The sequence below is a fragment of the Parasphingopyxis marina genome (genome assembly GCF_014237875.1).
Lineage (GTDB): Bacteria > Pseudomonadota > Alphaproteobacteria > Sphingomonadales > Sphingomonadaceae > Parasphingopyxis > Parasphingopyxis marina.
The window spans coordinates 1,487,663-1,505,745 of record NZ_JACJVJ010000001.1 but is presented as its reverse complement, the minus strand read 5'-3'; the positions used below and the strand labels follow the sequence as shown (position 1 = coordinate 1,505,745).

The 18,083-nt window shown below is 64.2% G+C and carries 16 protein-coding genes; 13 read left to right on the top strand and 3 right to left on the bottom strand.

Going from position 1 to position 18,083, the window contains the following annotated elements; all coding sequences use genetic code 11:
* Positions 1-7: 7 nt before the first annotated feature.
* From cpaB to H6P80_RS07495, 7 genes are all read left to right on the top strand, one after another.
* Complete coding sequence (gene cpaB, locus H6P80_RS07525) at positions 8-1,024, top strand: Flp pilus assembly protein CpaB (RefSeq protein WP_185800676.1); 1,017 nt, start codon at positions 8-10, stop codon at positions 1,022-1,024.
* Between the two features lie 10 nt (positions 1,025-1,034).
* Positions 1,035-2,540: a type II and III secretion system protein family protein gene (locus H6P80_RS07520; RefSeq protein WP_185800675.1), complete on the top strand. Its 1,506-nt coding sequence runs from the start codon at positions 1,035-1,037 to the stop codon at positions 2,538-2,540.
* 26 nt (positions 2,541-2,566) lie between these two features.
* A complete protein-coding gene (locus H6P80_RS07515; RefSeq protein ID WP_185800674.1) occupies positions 2,567-3,217 on the top strand; it encodes a CpaD family pilus assembly protein in 651 nt (216 codons plus the stop codon).
* Positions 3,217-4,500 (top strand): pilus assembly protein CpaE, encoded by a 1,284-nt coding sequence (locus tag H6P80_RS07510; RefSeq protein WP_185800673.1) that lies wholly within the window; start codon positions 3,217-3,219, stop codon positions 4,498-4,500. The genes H6P80_RS07515 and H6P80_RS07510 overlap by 1 nt, the downstream gene beginning before the upstream one ends.
* A gap of 60 nt (positions 4,501-4,560) precedes the next feature.
* A complete protein-coding gene (locus H6P80_RS07505) occupies positions 4,561-5,538 on the top strand; it encodes a type II secretion system F family protein (RefSeq protein WP_185800672.1) in 978 nt (325 codons plus the stop codon).
* Positions 5,539-5,559: 21 nt separating this feature from the next.
* The gene (locus H6P80_RS07500) at positions 5,560-6,558 is read left to right on the top strand and encodes a type II secretion system F family protein (RefSeq protein WP_185800671.1); all 999 of its coding nucleotides are present in this window, start codon (positions 5,560-5,562) and stop codon (positions 6,556-6,558) included.
* A 109-nt stretch (positions 6,559-6,667) separates the two neighbouring features.
* A complete protein-coding gene (locus H6P80_RS07495) occupies positions 6,668-7,165 on the top strand; it encodes a hypothetical protein (protein ID WP_185800670.1) in 498 nt (165 codons plus the stop codon).
* Between the two features lie 3 nt (positions 7,166-7,168).
* Here the strand turns inward: H6P80_RS07495 and ppdK are convergent, their stop codons facing one another.
* From ppdK to H6P80_RS07480, 3 genes are all read right to left on the bottom strand, one after another.
* Positions 7,169-9,829, bottom strand: a complete 2,661-nt coding sequence (gene ppdK / locus H6P80_RS07490; RefSeq protein WP_185800669.1) for a pyruvate, phosphate dikinase — start codon at positions 9,827-9,829, stop codon at positions 7,169-7,171.
* Positions 9,830-9,919: 90 nt separating this feature from the next.
* Positions 9,920-11,980, bottom strand: a complete 2,061-nt coding sequence (gene glyS, locus H6P80_RS07485) for a glycine--tRNA ligase subunit beta (protein ID WP_185801017.1) — start codon at positions 11,978-11,980, stop codon at positions 9,920-9,922.
* Positions 11,977-12,846, bottom strand: a complete 870-nt coding sequence (locus tag H6P80_RS07480; protein ID WP_185800668.1) for a glycine--tRNA ligase subunit alpha — start codon at positions 12,844-12,846, stop codon at positions 11,977-11,979. Before H6P80_RS07480 ends, glyS begins: the two co-directional genes overlap by 4 nt.
* 114 nt (positions 12,847-12,960) lie before the next feature.
* Between H6P80_RS07480 and H6P80_RS07475 the strand changes: the two genes are divergently transcribed.
* The 6 genes from H6P80_RS07475 to pth all read left to right on the top strand — a co-directional run bounded on the left by H6P80_RS07475 (position 12,961) and on the right by pth (position 18,046).
* Positions 12,961-13,902: a TraB/GumN family protein gene (locus H6P80_RS07475; RefSeq protein WP_185800667.1), complete on the top strand. Its 942-nt coding sequence runs from the start codon at positions 12,961-12,963 to the stop codon at positions 13,900-13,902.
* A gap of 127 nt (positions 13,903-14,029) precedes the next feature.
* On the top strand, positions 14,030-14,644 hold the full coding sequence (locus tag H6P80_RS07470) for a hypothetical protein (RefSeq protein ID WP_185800666.1): 615 nt from the start codon (positions 14,030-14,032) through the stop codon (positions 14,642-14,644).
* A 35-nt stretch (positions 14,645-14,679) separates the two neighbouring features.
* Entirely contained in the window at positions 14,680-15,567 is an 888-nt protein-coding gene (locus tag H6P80_RS07465) for an SDR family oxidoreductase (protein ID WP_185800665.1), read from the top strand.
* An 87-nt stretch (positions 15,568-15,654) separates the two neighbouring features.
* Positions 15,655-16,653, top strand: coding sequence for a glycosyltransferase family 2 protein (locus H6P80_RS07460; RefSeq protein WP_185800664.1), 999 nt, complete (start codon positions 15,655-15,657; stop codon positions 16,651-16,653).
* Between the two features lie 24 nt (positions 16,654-16,677).
* Complete coding sequence (locus H6P80_RS07455) at positions 16,678-17,364, top strand: 50S ribosomal protein L25/general stress protein Ctc (RefSeq protein WP_185800663.1); 687 nt, start codon at positions 16,678-16,680, stop codon at positions 17,362-17,364.
* A 106-nt stretch (positions 17,365-17,470) separates the two neighbouring features.
* Positions 17,471-18,046 carry an aminoacyl-tRNA hydrolase gene (pth, locus tag H6P80_RS07450; RefSeq protein ID WP_185800662.1) on the top strand — a complete coding sequence of 192 codons (576 nt, stop codon included), beginning with the start codon at positions 17,471-17,473 and terminating at the stop codon, positions 18,044-18,046.
* Positions 18,047-18,083: the final 37 nt, after the last annotated feature.

Below are 18,083 nucleotides of genomic sequence, written 5' to 3'. Positions count from 1 at the left end.
GATCGTCATGGATGCACGTAAAGTCATATTGCTCGTCGGCGCACTGCTCATCGCAGTGGTCACCGCCTTTATGGCGCGCAGCATGTTCGCAGGCGGCAGCGCCCCGAACGCAGAAGCCGCCGAAGCCGCTCAGGAAGGTCCCATGGTGCTTGTCGCCACACGGGCCCTCCCGGTCGGCACGATCATCAACGCCGATAGCTTCCGCTATCAGCCCTGGCCCGAAGAACTGATCGAGGGCAGCTATTTCATCCGCGGCGAATCGGATATCGACAGCCTGGCCGGAACGGTTGTCCGTTCCGAAGTCACGGCCGGTCAGCCGATCACGCTCGGTTCGCTCGTCCGTCCTGGCGATCGCGGCTTCCTTGCCGCTGCGCTTGGCCCGGGCATGCGCGCCGTGACGGTTCCGGTGTCCGCGCAGAGTGGCGTCGCCGGCTTCGTCTTCCCGGGTGACCGCGTCGACCTCGTGCTGACGCAGGAAGTTGCGGGCGGCGGCGAAGGCCCGGCCCTGCACGCCTCCGAAACGATCATCCGTAACCTGCGCATCCTTGCGACCGACCAGCGGACGACGACCGAAACCGATGAGGAAGGCGATCACCGCGTTCGCGTTTCCAACACGGTAACCGTCGAAGTGACGCCGCGGATCGCGGAGAAGATCGCGGTTGCGCAGACGATGGGCGCCTTGTCGCTCTCGCTTCGTTCGATCGCCGACAACACGGCCGAACTCGAACGCGCGATTGCCGCCGGCGAGGTCGAAGTCCCCGAGGACAACGATCCCGACGCCGAACGCCGGATGCTGATCGAGGTCGCCCAGCGTCCGAACGACACGGATACGACCTTCGTCACGGGTGGAGACGTCTCGCGCTTCCAGCGCCGCACGGTTCCCGCCCGCACCCAGAACAGCCCGATGGATTCGGCAACGCAAATGGCCGGCGCGGCAGTGGCTGCCGTGGCAAGCCAGCGTCCCGACGGTCCTTCGGTTCGTATCGCTCGCGGTAACGCCGTCACCTACGTGCCGGTACGGTAGGGGAATATAGATGACCTTCATTCGCAAAACTCGCATCAACACTCTGGCAGCAGTCGCCGCCTCCGCCCTCGTCGCGAGTGTCGGCCTTGGCGTCACCATGCCCGAATCGGCCCATGCGCAGGCCCGGCCGGCGCCGCAGGAAACCCTCACCCTTTCGGTGGGCCGCGGACAGCTGATCAACCTGCCGCGTTCGATGACGGACCTGTTCGTCGCCAACGACGCGGTGGCCGATGTCCAGGTGCGCACGTCTCGCGCGCTCTATGTCTTCGGCAAGGCCGCGGGTGAAACCACGGTTTATGCGACCGATTCTTCCGGCAATGTCGTCTATTCGGCCAATGTCCGGGTCGGCAACAATCTCGACAGCGTCAGCTCGATGCTGTCGATCGCGATGCCCGAAGCCTCGATCGCCGTTACACCGATGAACGGCATGATCCTGATGACCGGCACCGTCGCCTCGCCTCAGGATGTCGAGGAAGCCCAGGCTCTCGCTCAGGCGTTCGTCGGCGAGAACACGCAGGTCATTAGCCGCCTTCGCACGGCAACGCCGCTGCAAGTGAACCTGCAGGTCCGCATTGCCGAGGTCAGCCGTTCGGTTGTCCGCGATATCGGCTTCAACCTGCTGACCAACGATTCGACCGGCGGCTTCCAGTTCGGAATTTCGCGGGGCCGCGATGGCGCCATCAACGCCGCGACGGGCCAGTTCACGCCTCTCGGGGGTACGACGGGCATCGCCGCGGCCGGCAATCTGCTCGGTCTCGACATCACCGGCGCGCTCGACCTGGCCGAAACCGAAGGCCATGCTTCGACGCTGGCCGAACCGAACCTGACAGCGCTTTCGGGCGAAACCGCCAGCTTCCTTGCCGGCGGCGAGTTCCCGATCCCGCTTTCCCAGGGTCTTGGCTCGGTCTCGATCGAATATAAGCAGTTCGGCGTCAGCCTTGCCTTTACGCCGATCGTGCTCGCCAATGGCCGCATCTCGATGCGCGTCCGCCCCGAGGTTTCCGAGCTTTCGGACCAGGGAGCGATCACGCTCAATGGCTTCACCGTTCCCGCGCTCACGACGCGCCGGGCGGAAACGACCGTGGAACTCGGCTCCGGCCAAAGCTTCATGATCGCCGGCCTGATGCAGAACCGTCACAATACGACGGTCGAGCGCACGCCGGGCCTTGGCGACATTCCGGTGCTCGGCGCGCTGTTCCGTTCGAACCGCTGGCGGCGCGAGGAAACCGAACTGGTTATCGTCGTGACGCCGTATCTGGTGCAGCCGGTCTCGGCCAACCAGATCGCCCTGCCGACCGACGGGTTCCAGTCGCCGCGCGATGCCGAGCGTATCTTCCTCGGCCGCAGCTTCAACGGTGAAACGGGCGCGACCCGTCCGGGCCCGACGATGGCGCCGGCAACCACCGTTCAGCCCGGCATGGAAACCGGCGCGTTGACCGTTCCCGCCCCGCAACAGGATGCATCCGCGGCTCCGGCCGGCGGCGGCGCCTCGCCCGGCTTTTCGTTCAACGAATAGATCAGCGTCTTTTGGAGAAGAAAATCATGCGCACTCTTGCCACCTTCACCCTTCTCGCCGTCGCCGGCACGCTGTCTGGCTGCGCCGCGGGGACCGGAACGGTCAATCCGACGGTCTATTCGGTCAATCAGCCGGTCGTCAGCCGCACGGACTATGTGTTTGACGTCAACGCCGGCAGCGGCGGCCTGTCCTATGGCGACCAGGCCCGCCTCGCCGACTGGTTCGAGGCTCTCGAACTTGGCTATGGCGACCGCGTCTCGATCGAAGATCCGAGCCCCTATGGCGCGCCCGACCGGCGTGCCTCGGTGGCCGACATCGCAGGCCGTTACGGTCTTTTGCTGGCCGATCGCGCTCCGGTTACCGCCGGCGCTATCCCGCCCGGCCAGATGCGCGTCATTATCAGCCGCACCCGCGCCGAGGTTCCGAACTGCCCGAATTGGGATCGCGAATCGAACGGCGAATTCCGGGGGTCGGCCACGTCCAACTATGGCTGCGCGATCAACAGCAATGTCGCGGCCATGGTCGCCAATCCTGAAGACCTGATCCGCGGCCAGACGGGCGATGGATCGGGCGATCCGCGTACGACGGCCCGCGCCATCGGCACCTATCGTTCGGCCACGCCGACCGGTGCCGGCGGACAGGCGATCGAGGCAGAAACCACTGCGGGAGGCAATTGATGAACGCTCCTTTCAACACAGCTTCGGCGTCGCAGCGCGACCCGTTCCAGGCTTATATCTGCGACGACGAAACGGCTGACATCATCCGCCCGGTCGCGACCGAACTCGGCTGGGCCGAGGAGAAGGTCAACAAGGGAGGCCTGCGCAACGCAGTCCAGTCGCTTTCGGTCACCGCGAGCCCGAACATCCTGTTCGTCGATCTTTCGGAGAGCAGCGATCCGCTCAACGACATCAACGGCCTCGCCGAAGTCTGCGAGCCCGGCACGGTGGTGATTGCAACCGGCCAGGTGAACGATGTTCGCCTGTACCGCGATCTGCTGACGAGCGGCATCCAGGATTACCTGCTGAAGCCGTTCAACGCCGATCAGCTCCGCGATTCGCTGACCCAGGCCCAGATGATCCTCGCGGGCCCGCGTCAGGCCGATGGTGGTGAAACCGATCGCCCGCACGTGATGACCGCCTTTATCGGCACGCGCGGCGGCGTTGGCGCCTCGACGCTGGCCAGCTCGGTCGCCTGGCTCGTCAGCCAGGAACAGGGCCGCCTGACGGCGCTGCTGGATCTCGACGTCCATTTCGGCACCGATGCGCTGTCGCTCGATCTCGAGCCCGGCCGCGGCCTGATCGACGCAATCGAGAATCCGAGCCGCATCGACGGCCTGTTCATCGAACGCGCTATGGTCAAAGCCAATGACAAGCTCGCTGTGCTGTCGGCCGAAGCGCCGATCAACCAGCCGATGCTGACCGACGGCACCGCCTATTACCAGCTGGAAGAAGAGATCAAGAACGCCTTCGAGCTTTCAGTGATCGATATGCCGCGCCAGACGCTGATCCAGTTCCCGCACTTGCTGCAGGATGTGAACAAGGCCGTGATCGTGACCGAGCTGACGCTCGCCGCCACGCGCGACACGATCCGCCTGCTTTCCTGGTTCAAGTCGAACGCGCCGGGGGCCCAGGTCATCCTGGTCGCCAATCGCGTGCCTTCGGGCGGCCAGCTTGAAATCACGCGGAAGGATTTCGAAACTTCGATCGAACGCCGCGTCGACATGGTGATCCCGTTCGACCCCAAAACCGCCATCCAGGCTGCGAAGCTCGGCAAGACGCTTGCCGAAGCGGCCCGGTCGTCGCGGGTCGGCTCCATGGTGAAGCAGCTTGCCGATCGTGTCGCCAGCCTCGACGATTTCGAGGAAGTCGCCAGCGGCGATGCCGGCAGCGGTTCGCTGATGGGCAAGCTTGGCGGCCTCAAGGCGCTCGTCTCGAAGAAGCCTGAAAAGGCGGAAGCCTAAGCGTAAAACACCGGGCCTGCGCGATGCGCGGGCCCGGCCGAGAAAGAACGGAAAGCAAATATGTCCATTCTTCCCATGTTCATCATGTTCGCCGGGATGCTTGGCTTCATGTTGCTTCTCTATTTCGCCTTTTCGGGGCCCAATGTGCAAAAGGCCTCGGCGAAACGGCTCCAGGCCGTGCGCCAGCGCTATGCGTCGGCTACCAGCACGGTTTCGGCCGAAGCGCAGATGAAGCGGATCCTGGCGAAGCGCGACAGCCAGATGGATAGCTTGGCGAGCCGCCTGATACCGCGCCCGGAAATGCTGCGGACCCGACTTGCGCAGACGGGCATGCCCTGGACTCTGAGCCACTATATGATGGTGAGCGCGGGCCTGCTGATCATCATCACCGGCTTCCTGACCTTCAAGGGCCTTCCGATCCTGTTCGGGTTGATGCTCGGCGCCTTTGTCGGCCTGTTCATCCCGCACATGGTCGTCGGCTACATGATGAAGCGACGGATCAACAAATTCACCTCGAAATTTCCCGACGCGATCGAACTGCTCGTTCGCGGCCTGCGGTCCGGCCTTCCGATTTCCGAGACCATGTCGGTCGTCGCCAAGGAAGTTCCCGATCCCGTGGGCAGCGAATTTGCGAGCGTCGTCGACAAGATGAAGATCGGCAAGACGATGGAAGAGGCGCTCGAAGATACCGCCAAACGCCTCGGCACGCCGGAATTCAAATTCTTCTGCATCACCCTGGCGATCCAGCGCGAAACCGGCGGTAACCTGGCCGAGACGCTCTCGAACCTTGCCAACGTGCTGCGCCAGCGTTCGCAGATGAAGCTGAAGATCAAGGCGATGTCGTCGGAATCCAAGGCGTCGGCCTATATCGTCGGCTCGCTGCCCTTCATCGTGTTCGGCCTGATCATGTCGATCAACCCGGGCTATATGGGCGAATTCTTCGTCGACGAACGCCTGATGATCGCCGGCCTTGGCGGCCTGGTCTGGATGGGCATTGGCGTGTTCATCATGGCCAAGATGGTCAACTTCGAAATCTAGTCGAGAGGAGCGAGAGAGAATATGACACAAGCCCCTCCCACCGGACCGACCATCCTCGGCGTCGATGTGATCCTTGTCGCGACCCTGCTCGCGGCAGTGGCGGCCTTCGCGGTGCTCGTCGCGCTCTATGCGGCAACCACGGTGCGCGATCCGATGGCCAAACGCGTGAAGGCGCTCAACGAACGGCGCGAGCAGTTGAAGGCCGGTATTACCGCCTCCACCCGCCGCACGCGCAAGTCGCTGACCCAGACCAACCAGACGACCGACCGGATGCGCTCGTTCCTGAAGTCGATGAACACGCTTCAGGAAGACCAGCTGAAACAGGCGCAGCAACGCCTTGCCCAGGCCGGCATCCGGTCCAAGGACCTTGCCGTCATCGTCATTTTCGGCCGCCTCGTACTGCCGATCGTGATCGGCGGCGGCATGGCGATCGCGGTCTTCATGTTCGGTTTCCAGGCCGACTGGTCGCCGCTCAAGAAGTTCATGCTGGTCGGCGGTACGCTGCTGTTCAGCTACAAGCTTCCCGACATCATCGTCACCAACAAGGTGCAGAAGCGTTCGAACGAGATCCGCAAGGGCCTTCCCGACGCGCTCGACCTTCTCGTCATCTGCGCCGAAGCCGGCCTGACGGTCGACGCCGCCTTTACCCGCGTCGCGCGGGAACTGGGCAGCGCCTATCCCGAGCTCGGCGACGAATTCGCGCTGACGGCGATCGAGCTGGGCTTCCTGACCGAACGCCGCCAGGCGTTCGAGAACCTGGCCTATCGCGTCGATCTCGAGGCCGTGCGCGGCGTTGTGACGACGATGATCCAGACCGAGAAATACGGTACGCCGCTCGCCAGTGCGCTGCGCGTGCTATCGGCCGAATTCCGCAACGAGCGCATGATGCGCGCCGAGGAAAAGGCCGCGCGGCTTCCCGCCATCATGACGGTGCCGCTGATCCTGTTCATCCTGCCGACGCTGTTCGTTGTGATCCTTGGCCCTGCGGCCTGTTCGATCACGGACAATTTCGTCAACTAGGATACCGATTTAGGCGGGGCCGGTTCACTCCTCTCCCGGCCCCGCCTAACCTTTCATGGGAACCGTCCTGCATCGATGATGGTTATGTTTCCGAAAGGAATGTAACGCGATGACGGTTATCGACCTCGAACAAGGGATCCTGCTGGGCCTCGCCCTATTGATCGGGCTGCTGATCGGCCTGATCCTCAGCCCCAGCGGCAAGTGGAAACGGCGGTATCGCGACGAGCATGCGCGCTATGTGGAGCTCGAACGCGATCACGAAGCGCGAATCCGCGCCGCCAACGAGCGAATCGCTGAAATCGAGCGCCACGACGCCGACCCGATCGGCGCGCGCACGGGCGCGGCGATCGCCGGCGCGACCAAGGGCAGCGACGACCTTACCGTGATCCGCGGCCTCGGGCGCGACGACGAGATCACGCTCAACGAGATGGGTTTCCATCGCTACAAGCAGATCGCCAAACTTTCCGCCGAACAGCGCGCGGCGATCGAAGGCCGGCTCGGCGCCGAGCCGGGCATGGTCGAGCGCGAGGCATGGTCCGCGCAGGCCGCTTTGCTCCATCGCGGCGAACTCGACGAGCATAGCCGCCAGTATCGCGCAGCGCGCTAGCCGCTATTTCCGGAGCGCCGCCTGCGCCGCTGCCAGCCGCGCGATCGGCACCCGGTAGGGCGAAGCCGAGACGTAATCGAGCCCGACTTCCTCGCAAAACGCGATCGAGGCGGGATCGCCGCCATGTTCGCCGCAAATACCGAGCTTGATGTCGGGGCGCGTCGCCCTCCCCCGCTCCGCGGCAATGCGGATCAGCTCGCCCACGCCCTCGATATCAATGCTGACGAAGGGATCGCGCGGATAGATGCCCTTGTCGACATATTGGGTGAGGAAGCGCCCCGCATCGTCGCGCGACACACCCAGCGTCGTCTGCGTCAGGTCATTGGTGCCGAAGCTGAAAAACTCGCCGACCTCGGCGATCTGCCCGGCCCGCAGCGCCGCGCGCGGCAGCTCGATCATCGTCCCGACATGATAGTCGACGCTCTTGCCCTGCTCGGCGAAAACGGCGGCAGCGGCGGCGTCGATCACCGCTTTCATCAGCTCCAGCTCGCGCCGCGTGCCGACCAGCGGCACCATCACCTCGGGGAAAGGCGCCGCGCCGGTTTCCTCGGTCACCAGCAAGGCCGCCTCGAATATCGCGCGCGCCTGGATTTCGTAGATTTCGGGATAGGTGATGCCGAGGCGACAGCCGCGATGGCCGAGCATCGGATTGAACTCGTGCAGCTCGTTCACCCGGCGCTTGAGCGTATCGACCGAAACATCGGCGGCCTTCGCCACTTCCTCGAACTCGCTATCCTCATGCGGCAGGAATTCGTGGAGCGGCGGATCGAGCAGCCGGATCGTCACCGGCAGCCCGGCCATGATCTCGAAAATCTGCTTGAAGTCGGCGCGCTGTTCGGGAAGCAGCTTGGCCAGCGCCTCGCGCCGCCCGGCCTCGTCGGTGGCCAGGATCATCTGGCGCACGGCGGTGATCCGCGCGGCATCGAAGAACATATGCTCGGTCCGGCAAAGGCCGATGCCCTCGGCGCCGAATTCGCGCGCCGTGCGGCAATCCGCCGGCGTCTCGGCATTGGTACGGACCTTGAGCCGGCGGGACTTGTCCGCCCAGACCATCAACTGGCCGAAATCGCCGGCCAGTTCGGGCTGCACGGTCGCAACCTCCCCGGCCATGATTTCGCCGGTCGCGCCGTCTAGCGTGACGATATCGCCTTCGCGGACTTCGCGGCCCGCGACCCGGAAAACCTTCTCTTTCGCATCGATCGCGACCGATCCCGCGCCCGACACGCACGGGCGGCCCATGCCGCGCGCGACCACCGCGGCGTGCGAAGTCATGCCGCCCCGCGCCGTCAAAATACCCTTGGCGGCGTGCATGCCGTGAATGTCTTCCGGCGAGGTTTCGACCCGGACAAGAATGACATCGGCACCCTGTTCGGCGCGCTTCTCCGCGGTATCGGCATCGAACACGACGATACCGGACGCCGCGCCCGGCGATGCCGGCAGGCCCTTGGCAATCACGTCGCGCTCCGCTTCGGGATCGAGCGTCGGGTGGAGCAATTGGTCCAGCGCCGCCGGATCGACGCGGAGCACCGCCTCTTCCTCGCTGATCAGCCCTTCGGCCGCCATATCGACCGCGATCTTGAGCGCGGCCTTGGCCGTGCGCTTGCCCGAGCGGGTCTGCAGCATCCACAATGTGCCGCGTTCGACGGTGAACTCGATATCCTGCATGTCGCGATAATGGGCTTCGAGCAGGTCGAAGACCTTGGCCAGCTCGGCAAAGGTTTCGGGCATCCCCTCTTCCATGGACGCCGGTTTCGCGTTGGCGCGTTCGCGCGCGGCCTTGGTCAGATATTGCGGCGTGCGGATACCGGCGACGACATCCTCGCCCTGCGCGTTGATCAGCCATTCGCCATAATAGGCGTGCTCGCCGGTCGCGGGATCGCGGGTAAAGGCAACGCCGGTCGCGGAGGTTTCGCCCATATTGCCGAACACCATCGCCTGCACGTTGACCGCCGTGCCCCAATCGCCCGGAATATCGTTGATCCGGCGATAGACCTTGGCGCGTTCGGCCTGCCAGGAACCGAACACCGCGCCGATCGCGCCCCAGAGCTGGTCCTGCGGGTCTTGCGGGAAAGGCCGGCCCAGTTCCTTTTCGGCGATCGCCTTGTAGCTGGCGACCAGCGCCTGCCAGTCTTCGGCCGTCATCTCGGTATCGAGATATATCCCCTTGTCTTCCTTGGCGATTTCGAGCGCTTCCTCGAACGCGCCATGATCGAGGCCGAGGACGACGTCGCAATACATCTGGATGAAGCGGCGATAGCTGTCCCAGGCGAAACGCGGATCTTCGGAGATCGCGGCCAGGCCCTGCACCGTTTCGTCATTGAGGCCGAGATTGAGGACGGTGTCCATCATGCCGGGCATCGAAACCCGCGCGCCCGAGCGCACCGAAACCAGCAGCGGATCGGACGCATCGCCGAAAATCTTTCCCGTGACCTTTTCGACATGGGCGATGCCGTCCGCGACCTGCTGCTTCAACTCGTCGGGGAACTGCTCGCCCTCGTCATAATAGCGGGTGCACATTTCGGTCGAGATGGTGAAGCCGGGCGGCACCGGCAGGCCGATCGAGGCCATTTCGGCGAGGTTCGCGCCCTTGCCGCCGAGAAGATTCTTGTCGCCCGATCCGCCTTCGGAAACACCGCCACCGAAACGGTACACATACTGAGTCATTGGGAGAATATTCCTTTGCTCGGTTGACACTGGTTGACACAGGCGCGGCCCCCGAAAGGCCGGACGGACCCGGGATCGAAACGAAATTTCCTATCCGCCACCTTCGATTTTGGAGAAGTCGGCGACCGTATGAACGGCATCGCGCATCCGTTCCAACATTTGAAGCCTCGAAGCGCGTTTGACCGCATCCTCGTCATTGACGGTGACAGTCTCGAAGAAGCTGTCGATCGGCGCGCGGAGCGAGGCGAGCGCGGCCATCGCGCCCTCGAAATCCTCGGCCTCGATCGCCGCGGCCGCCTTGGGCTCGGCCGCGTCCAGCGCCTCCCGCAGCGCCGCCTCGGCGGGCTCGGCCGCATAGTCGCCTTCGAGCGGCTCCCACTCTTCCTTTTTGAGGATATTCGCCGCGCGCTTGTAGCCGGCTAGCAGATTGACGCCGTCCTCGGTCTCGACGAACGCCTGCAGCGCCTTAACGCGCGCGAGCAGCCGGACGAGATCGTCCTCGCCGCCGAGCGCGAAAACCGCGTCGATCAGGTCGTGCCGGACCCCGGCCTCGCGCTGCTGGACCTTGAGGCGATCGATGAGAAACTGAAGCACTTCATCTGCAATGATATTTGCATGCAGTTTTCGCAGGTTAACCGTATGGTTCACAACTCCAAACAATCGCGCCCGAATTTCATTCGCACTCAAAAGTTCGAGCACTCCCAGCCCGGCTCTGCGAAGCGCGAACGGGTCCTTTGACCCTGTTGGCTTCATATCCTCAGCAAAGAATTGACTGAGAGTATCCAGCTTGTCCGCCAGCGACACCGCTACCGTAACGGGTGCCCTCGGCACTTCGTCGCCCTGACCGACCGGCTTGTAGTGATCGCGGATCGCGTTCGCGACTTCAGTGTCCAGCCCCTCGGCCTCGGCATAATAGCCGCCCATCACGCCCTGCAGGTCGGCGAACTCGCCGACCATGCCGGTGACGAGATCGGCCTTGGCGAGGCGCGCCGCCTGTTCGGCCTTGTCGGGGTCCGCCGCGACGATGCCCTCCTCGGCGAGCCAGCGCGCAAGCCTGGCAACGCGCTCCACCTTGTCGGCAACGGTACCAAGCTTTTCGTGGAAGACGATCTCGCCCAGCCGCTCGGCATGCTGCTCCAGCGTCTTGAGCCGGTCCTGCTCCCAGAAGAATTTGGCGTCGGAGAGCCGCGCGGCCAGCACTTTCTCGTTGCCCGCGACGACGCCCTTGCCGCCGTCCTTCGCCTCGATATTCGCCGTGCAGACGAAATTGGGCGCGAGGCTTCCGTCGGCCTTGCGGCAGATGAAATATTTCTGGTTGATCCGCGCGGTGAGCTGGATGACCTCTTCGGGCACCTCCAGATAGCTCTCGTCGAACGTCCCAAGCAGCGGCACCGGCCATTCGGTGAGCCCGGCATTTTCAACGACCAGCCCCTCATCCCCGACCAGCACGAGCCCGGCATCTTCCGCCGCCTTTTTCGCGCCGTCGCGGACGATGGTCTCGCGCTCGGCCTGGTCGACGATGACATGGCAGGCGCGCAGCTTTTCGACATAATCGTCGGCGCCGCCGATGGTGATGGGGCCAGTGTGATGGAAGCGGTGGCCGACCGTGTCATAGCCCGAGGTCGCATCGCCGATGCTGCATTCGACCAGCTCCTCGCCGAAGATCGCGACGATGCCTTGCAGCGGGCGGACCCAGCGCAGGCTTTCGGTACTTTCGGAGGCTGCGCCCCAGCGCATCGATTTGGGCCAGGGAAAGGCGCGGATGACCGCGGGGATCGCCTCGGCGAGCACATCCCTGGTCGCGCGGCCCGGCGTGTCGATCACCGCGAAGAGGAAGGTCCCCTTCTTGTCCTCGCGCTCCTCCAGCTGGTCGCGCGTGACCCCGGCGCCGCGCAGAAAGCCCTCTATGGCCTTGTCCGGCGCATCGGCGCGCGGGCCGCGGCGTTCTTCGCTGACGGCTTGGGTTTCGGCTGGCAGGCCCTTGGCGATCAGCGCCAGCCGGCGCGGCGTCGAATAGACGGTAAGATCATCGGCATTGAGCCCCGCTTCGGCGAGCTCGGCAGTAAACAGCCGCGCCAGATCCTCGCGGGCCTTCGCCTGCATCCGCGCGGGAATTTCCTCGGACAGGATTTCGAGCAGGAAATCGGTCACGCCGCCCACCCGTTCTTTTCCATATGCGCCTGGCATGATCCCACCGCGAGATCGCGGACGCGGCCGATATAGGCTTGCCGCTCGGCAACCGAGATGACGCCGCGGGCGTTCAGCAGGTTGAAGATATGGCTGGCCTTGATCGCCTGATCATAGGCGGCCAGCGGGACGCCGGCCTCGATGCAGCGCATGCATTCGGCGGCGGCATCCCTGAACCACTGGAACAGCGTTTCGGTGTTCGCCACCTCGAAATTATATTTGGAGAATTGCTTCTCGTTTTCGAGGAAGACGTCGCCATAGGAAACGCCGGCATCGTTGAAGGCGAGATCGTACACATTGTCGACGCCCTGGATATACATCGCCAGCCGTTCGAGCCCGTAGGTGAGTTCGCCCGCCACCGGCTTGCAGTCGAAGCCGCCGACCTGCTGGAAATAGGTGAACTGCGTCACCTCCATCCCGTCGCACCAGACTTCCCAGCCCAGCCCCCAGGCGCCCAGCGTCGGCGATTCCCAATCATCCTCGACGAAACGGATATCGTGCTTCAAGGGATCGATGCCGATCGCGACGAGGCTGTCGAGATAGAGCTGCTGGATGTCGGGCGGGCTCGGCTTCAGGATTACCTGATACTGGTAATAATGCTGGAGCCGGTTGGGGTTTTCGCCATAGCGGCCGTCGGTCGGCCGGCGCGACGGCTGGACATAGGCCGCGTTCCACGGGTTCGGGCCGAGCGCGCGCAGGGTCGTCGCCGGGTGGAAGGTGCCCGCGCCCATCTCGACATCATAGGGCTGCAGAATCACGCAATCCCGCGCGCTCCAATAGTCATGGAGCGTCAGGATGAGCTTCTGGAAGCTGAGCGGGGAATCGCCCAAGGGACTGACCTTCGCAGTTGCAGAAAAAGTTGCGCGGGAATTGGCGGATCGGGCCGCTTTGGTCAAGCAATCCGGGCTTTTCTTTGGGCAGGAAATCGCGGATAGCCCATCTCCATGACCGTAAAAAAGCTCAGCATCGGGCTCACCGCCCTCCTCCTCGCCGCCTGCACGCCCGCTTCCCCGCCGGAAAGCGCGAGCGCCCCTGCCCCCAGCACGACCACGGACGTGACCGCGGGGCTGGCCGATCCCGGCCAGGCGCCCGCCCTGTGGCGCGTGTCGGACGAGGACACGACCGTGTGGTTGTTCGGCACGATCCATATGCTGCCCAGCGGCTTCGAATGGCGCAATCCCGCGATCGACGCGGCCATCGCCTCGTCGGACGAACTGGTGCTCGAAACCGTGATGTCGGGCGAACAGAGCGAATCCGCACTGCTGCTGATGCAGCTGGGCATCACCCCGGGGCTGCCGCCGATCGGCGAGCGCGTGCCCGAAGAGGTGCATCCCCAGCTCGCCGCGATGATCGCGCGCGGCCCCTTCCCCGAAAGCTTTCTCAACGGTCTGGAAACCTGGGCGGCGGCGCTGATGCTCGTCGGCGTGACGCTCAACGATCTCGGCCTCGATTCGGAAAGCGGCGTCGAGGAGCAGCTGGAGCAGATATTCAACCTTGCGCACAAGCGCGTCACCGGCCTTGAAACCCCGGCCCAGCAGCTCGGCTATTTCGATACCCTGCCCGAAGACGCGCAGCGCAATTTTCTCGCCACCGTGATCGACGCTCCCGACGATGTCCGCGCGGAGTTTCAGGCCATGCTCAATGCGTGGATCACCGGGGACGAAGCGGCGATCGCGGAAACCTTCGACAGCGAAATGGCCGAGTTCGCCGCCTTGCGCGCGGCGCTGCTGACGAACCGCAACGCCCGCTGGGCGCAATGGGTCGGCGAACGGCTCGATCGGCCCGGCACGGTGTTCCTTGCCGTCGGCGCCGGCCATCTCGCCGGCGGGGAATCGGTGCAGGATTTCCTCTCCCGGGCCGGGCTGGAGGTCGTTCGCGTCCAATAAGGCGCGCTTCCGTTTCACGCAGTGGACGCCGCGCGATGCGGCGGTTGCGCGGCATCATGCGCCTTTCCTAGGCTCGCCTCCGACAAGTCGAAAAGGCGCAGGCCAAAGGCTGTGGGAGGATGCCGCGATGAACCGTTTCGAAAAAGCCGTTTATGAATGCATGGAGCCGACCCGCGCCCTGCTGGAACGAACGAGCGATCCGCTCCACCGCGCGATCCTGCTCAATTTCTGGCGGCACGTGCATCTGGAAGGTTCGGCCCAGTTCGAGGCGATCACCGCGCCGGACATGATGGTCGATCACCCGGTCTATCGCGTCAGCTGGGGCGACGAACCCGCGCTCGTCGAGGGCAAGGAGGCGGTTGTCGCCTTCTACAACAGTGTCGGCGAATCGGTGCTCTGGAATTCGGACGACTGTATCGCCGTCAACGACTGGGGCGTCGCCGACGAACTGACCTTCCACCAGCTCGCCAAGGGGGCGGACCTGAAGGCGGTCGGCTATGAAGTGATCGAGGACGAAACCTATTATCACGTCTCCTCGCGCCAGGCCTTTATCTGGCCCTATGACGAGACCGCCAGGCTCGCCGGCGAACATCTCTACGAAGACAAGACCAGCCTCAAGATCGAGGAAGTGGACGCATCCGAAGTGATTACGGCCGCGCGCGTGCGGGAGATCCACCGCGAACAGCTGGCAAAGCTCGAGCAAGAACGCGGGCCGAACTACTGGGTGCTCGGCACCGCTTAAGCCCCCGGCGCCCCAAAGAAGGCGGAGGAGAGGATATGCAGAATTTCGAAGGCAAGGTGGCGTTCGTTACCGGCGGCGCCAGCGGCATCGGACTCGGCATGGCGCGCAACTTCCTCGCCGAGGGGATGAAGGTCGTGATCGCCGACTGGAACGACGATCACCTGGCGCAGGCGCGCGAAACGCTCGCCGGATCGAACGCCGTCCATTTCATCAAGCTGGACGTTTCGGACCGCGAACAGATGCGCGCCGCCGCGCAGGAAGCACTCGATACCTTCGGCAAGATCCACGTCCTGTGCAACAATGCGGGCGTGGGCGGCGGCGGTGCGGCCGACGATCCCGATTTCGACGAATGGGACAAGGCGATCTCGGTCAATCTCGGCGGCGTCATCAACGGCAGCAAGATCATCGTCCCGATCATCAAGGAACAGGGCGAAGGCGGCCATGTCGTCAACACCTCCTCGATGGCGGGAATCGTGCCGCTGCCGGGCCTCGCCGCCTATTCCACGTCCAAATATGCGGTGCGCGGCTATACTGAATCGCTGCGCCTCGCGCTCGCGGCGGACGGCATAGGCGTGTCCTGCCTCTATCCCGGCGCGGTGCGGACCGCGCTCGTCCCCGTCCCCGAAGAGGGCGAAGAGGATGTGCCCGACGGACCCGACGGGGAGCTGCTCGCACAGCTTTTCGCGGCGATGCGCGTCGCCATGGATCCGATGGACATGGGCGCCGCCGTGATCGAGGCGATTCGCGAAAACCGGCCCCATATCCTGACCCATGCCGAATTTCTCGACGAGGTGAAGGCGCGCAACCGGGCGATCGAAGACGCCTTTCCGGATAACGGCGAAGTGCCTGAAGCGCGGACACAATTCGAAAATACGCGGCGCAGCGTGGTCGACGAACTCCTGGCGATTCCGGCAAAAGACTGACGGCGGGCGGCCCCGCCGCTTCAAAATCCCCGCGCCACCGCGTATAGGCGGCCTTTCGCGCCATCGGCCGAGGGGAATATCGGCATCGTGACGAAGCAACCGAAACTTGTGATGACCCTGCTCGTCCGCGACGAGGAGGATATCGTCGGCCAGGTGCTGCGCTATCATCTCGCGGCGGGCGTCGATCATATCATCGTGACGGACAATGGGTCGGTAGACGGCACGCTCGATATCCTGACCGACTTCGAGCGTGCCGGCGCGCTGACGCTGCTGCGCGAACCGGGCCGGAATTTTGCGCAGGGATCATGGGTTACGCGCATGGCCCTGATGGCGCGCGACGAATATGGCGCCGACTGGATATTGAACGGCGATGCCGACGAATTCTGGCTGGCCGACCAGGGCGATCTCAAAACCGCGCTGCCGGCAAGCGGCGAAGCGACGGCGCTCGATTGCCCGGTCCGCAACATGCTGCGCGGCCATGACGACGATCGGCTGGCCCCCTGGTGGGAAACGATGACGGCGCGGGTCGCTCGGCCGGTGCCGTTCGAAAAAGGAATGGACCGGCTCCATGGCGCCCTCCCCGCGCCCTTCTTTTATATGCAACTCGGTTCGAAGGCGCTGGTGCGCGCCGAGGGGCTGACGCGCGTCTGGCAGGGCAATCACGGGGCGGACCATGATGGAAGAGAAGCGGACCGGAAACCCGGCGCGGTGACCGTCTATCACTATCCGGTTCGCTCGCGGCGCCAATTCTGGCGAAACATCCGCTGCCAGGGCGCCGGCTATGCCCGCAACGCGCAGGTCGGCGCGCTGATGGGCTGGCAGAAACGCCGCTGGTATCGGATGCTGTGCGAAGACGGGGATTCGGCCCGTGCCATCGCCGATGCGCTGCCCGGCAGCCGGCAATTGCAGGCCGATCTGGAGCGCGGCGTGGCGATCCGCGACGATCGGCCCGCAAGGCTGTTTTCGGCCATGGGAATCCTCGATTCCAAACCGCCCGGGACAGCTTGCCATGGCCCCGATTCGCCCGTATATGCCCCGCTTCCCCGCCATGTGCCCCCTGGAGGCGTGGTGGGGATGGAAACATAACCCCAAGCGATTTGGAGACATGCAATGAGCGATCAGCTAACGCTGTCGGCCGAAGTGCGCGAACGAGCAGGCAAGGGAGCCTCTCGAGCCATTCGCCGCGAAGGCCGAGTACCCGCCGTAATCTACGGCGAGAAGAAAGACCCGGAACCGATTCATATCGAAGAGCGCGAGCTCGTGAAGATGCTGCACACCGGCCACTTCATGAACAGCCTCGTGACCGTGAAGCTCGGCGATGCGGAAACCCGCACCCTGCCGAAGGATATCCAGTTCCACCCGGTCACCGATCGCCCGATGCATGTGGATTTCCTGCGTATCGGCAAGGGCGCGACGATCACGCTCGAAATTCCCGTACGCTTCATCAACGAAGAAGCCTCGCCGGGCCTCAAGCGCGGCGGCGTTCTCAACGTCGTGCGGCATGAGCTCGAGCTCACCTGCCCGGCCGACGAAATCCCGAGCGAGATCGAAGTCGCCCTGGACGGCCTCGAGGTCGGCGATTCGATCCATATTTCGCAGGTCGAACTTCCCGAGGGCGTAACCTCGGCGATCGACGATCGCGACTTCACAATTGCCGGCGTCGTCGCACCGTCCGCGCTCAAGCGTTCGGATAGCGAAGCCGAAGACGGCGAAGAGGGCGAGGAAGGTGAAGTCGCCGCCGACGAAGTGCCCACCACCGCCCAGGGCGATGGCGAAGAAGGCGAGAGCGAGGACTAGACCCCTCCCCTTTCGAAACGCCGCTATATGTGGTTTGGAAAGCCGGCCTGTTCCCACGCGAGCAGGCCGGTTTTCTTTTGGGGGCCAAAAGGGCTAGGCGCAGCGCATGCAAATCTGGGCAGGTCTCGGCAATCCGGGCGCGGAACATTCGATGCAGCGGCACAATGTCGGCTTCATGGCGGCCGATGCGATTGCCGAAGTGCATGGTTTCGGTTCGGTGCAACGCAAGTTCCAGGGCTGGGCGCAGGACGGCCGCATCGGCGGCGAGAAGATCCTGCTGCTCAAACCGGCAACCTATATGAACAAGTCCGGCCAGGCGATCGGCGAGGCGATGCGCTTCTACAAGCTCGCCCCCGAAGACGTGACCGTTTTCTACGACGAACTCGATCTCGAACCCTTCAAAATCAAGGTGCGGCGCGGCGGCGGTACCGCCGGCCATAACGGCATCCGCTCCACCGACGCCCATATCGGCCCGGAATTCCGCCGCGTCCGTATCGGCATCGGCCATCCGGGAAACAAGGCGCGGGTGACGAAGCATGTGCTCGGCAATTATGCCAAGAGCGAGATCGAACCGCTGACCGACCTGCTCGGCGCGATCGCCGCCGAAGCGGAGTGGCTGGCGAAAGACGACGACGCCCGCTTCCTGAACGAGGTGGCGCTGAGGATGCAGGACGCGGGCTAAGTCTTCCGCCTTCGCGGGATCGACGGGTTGGTGCTAT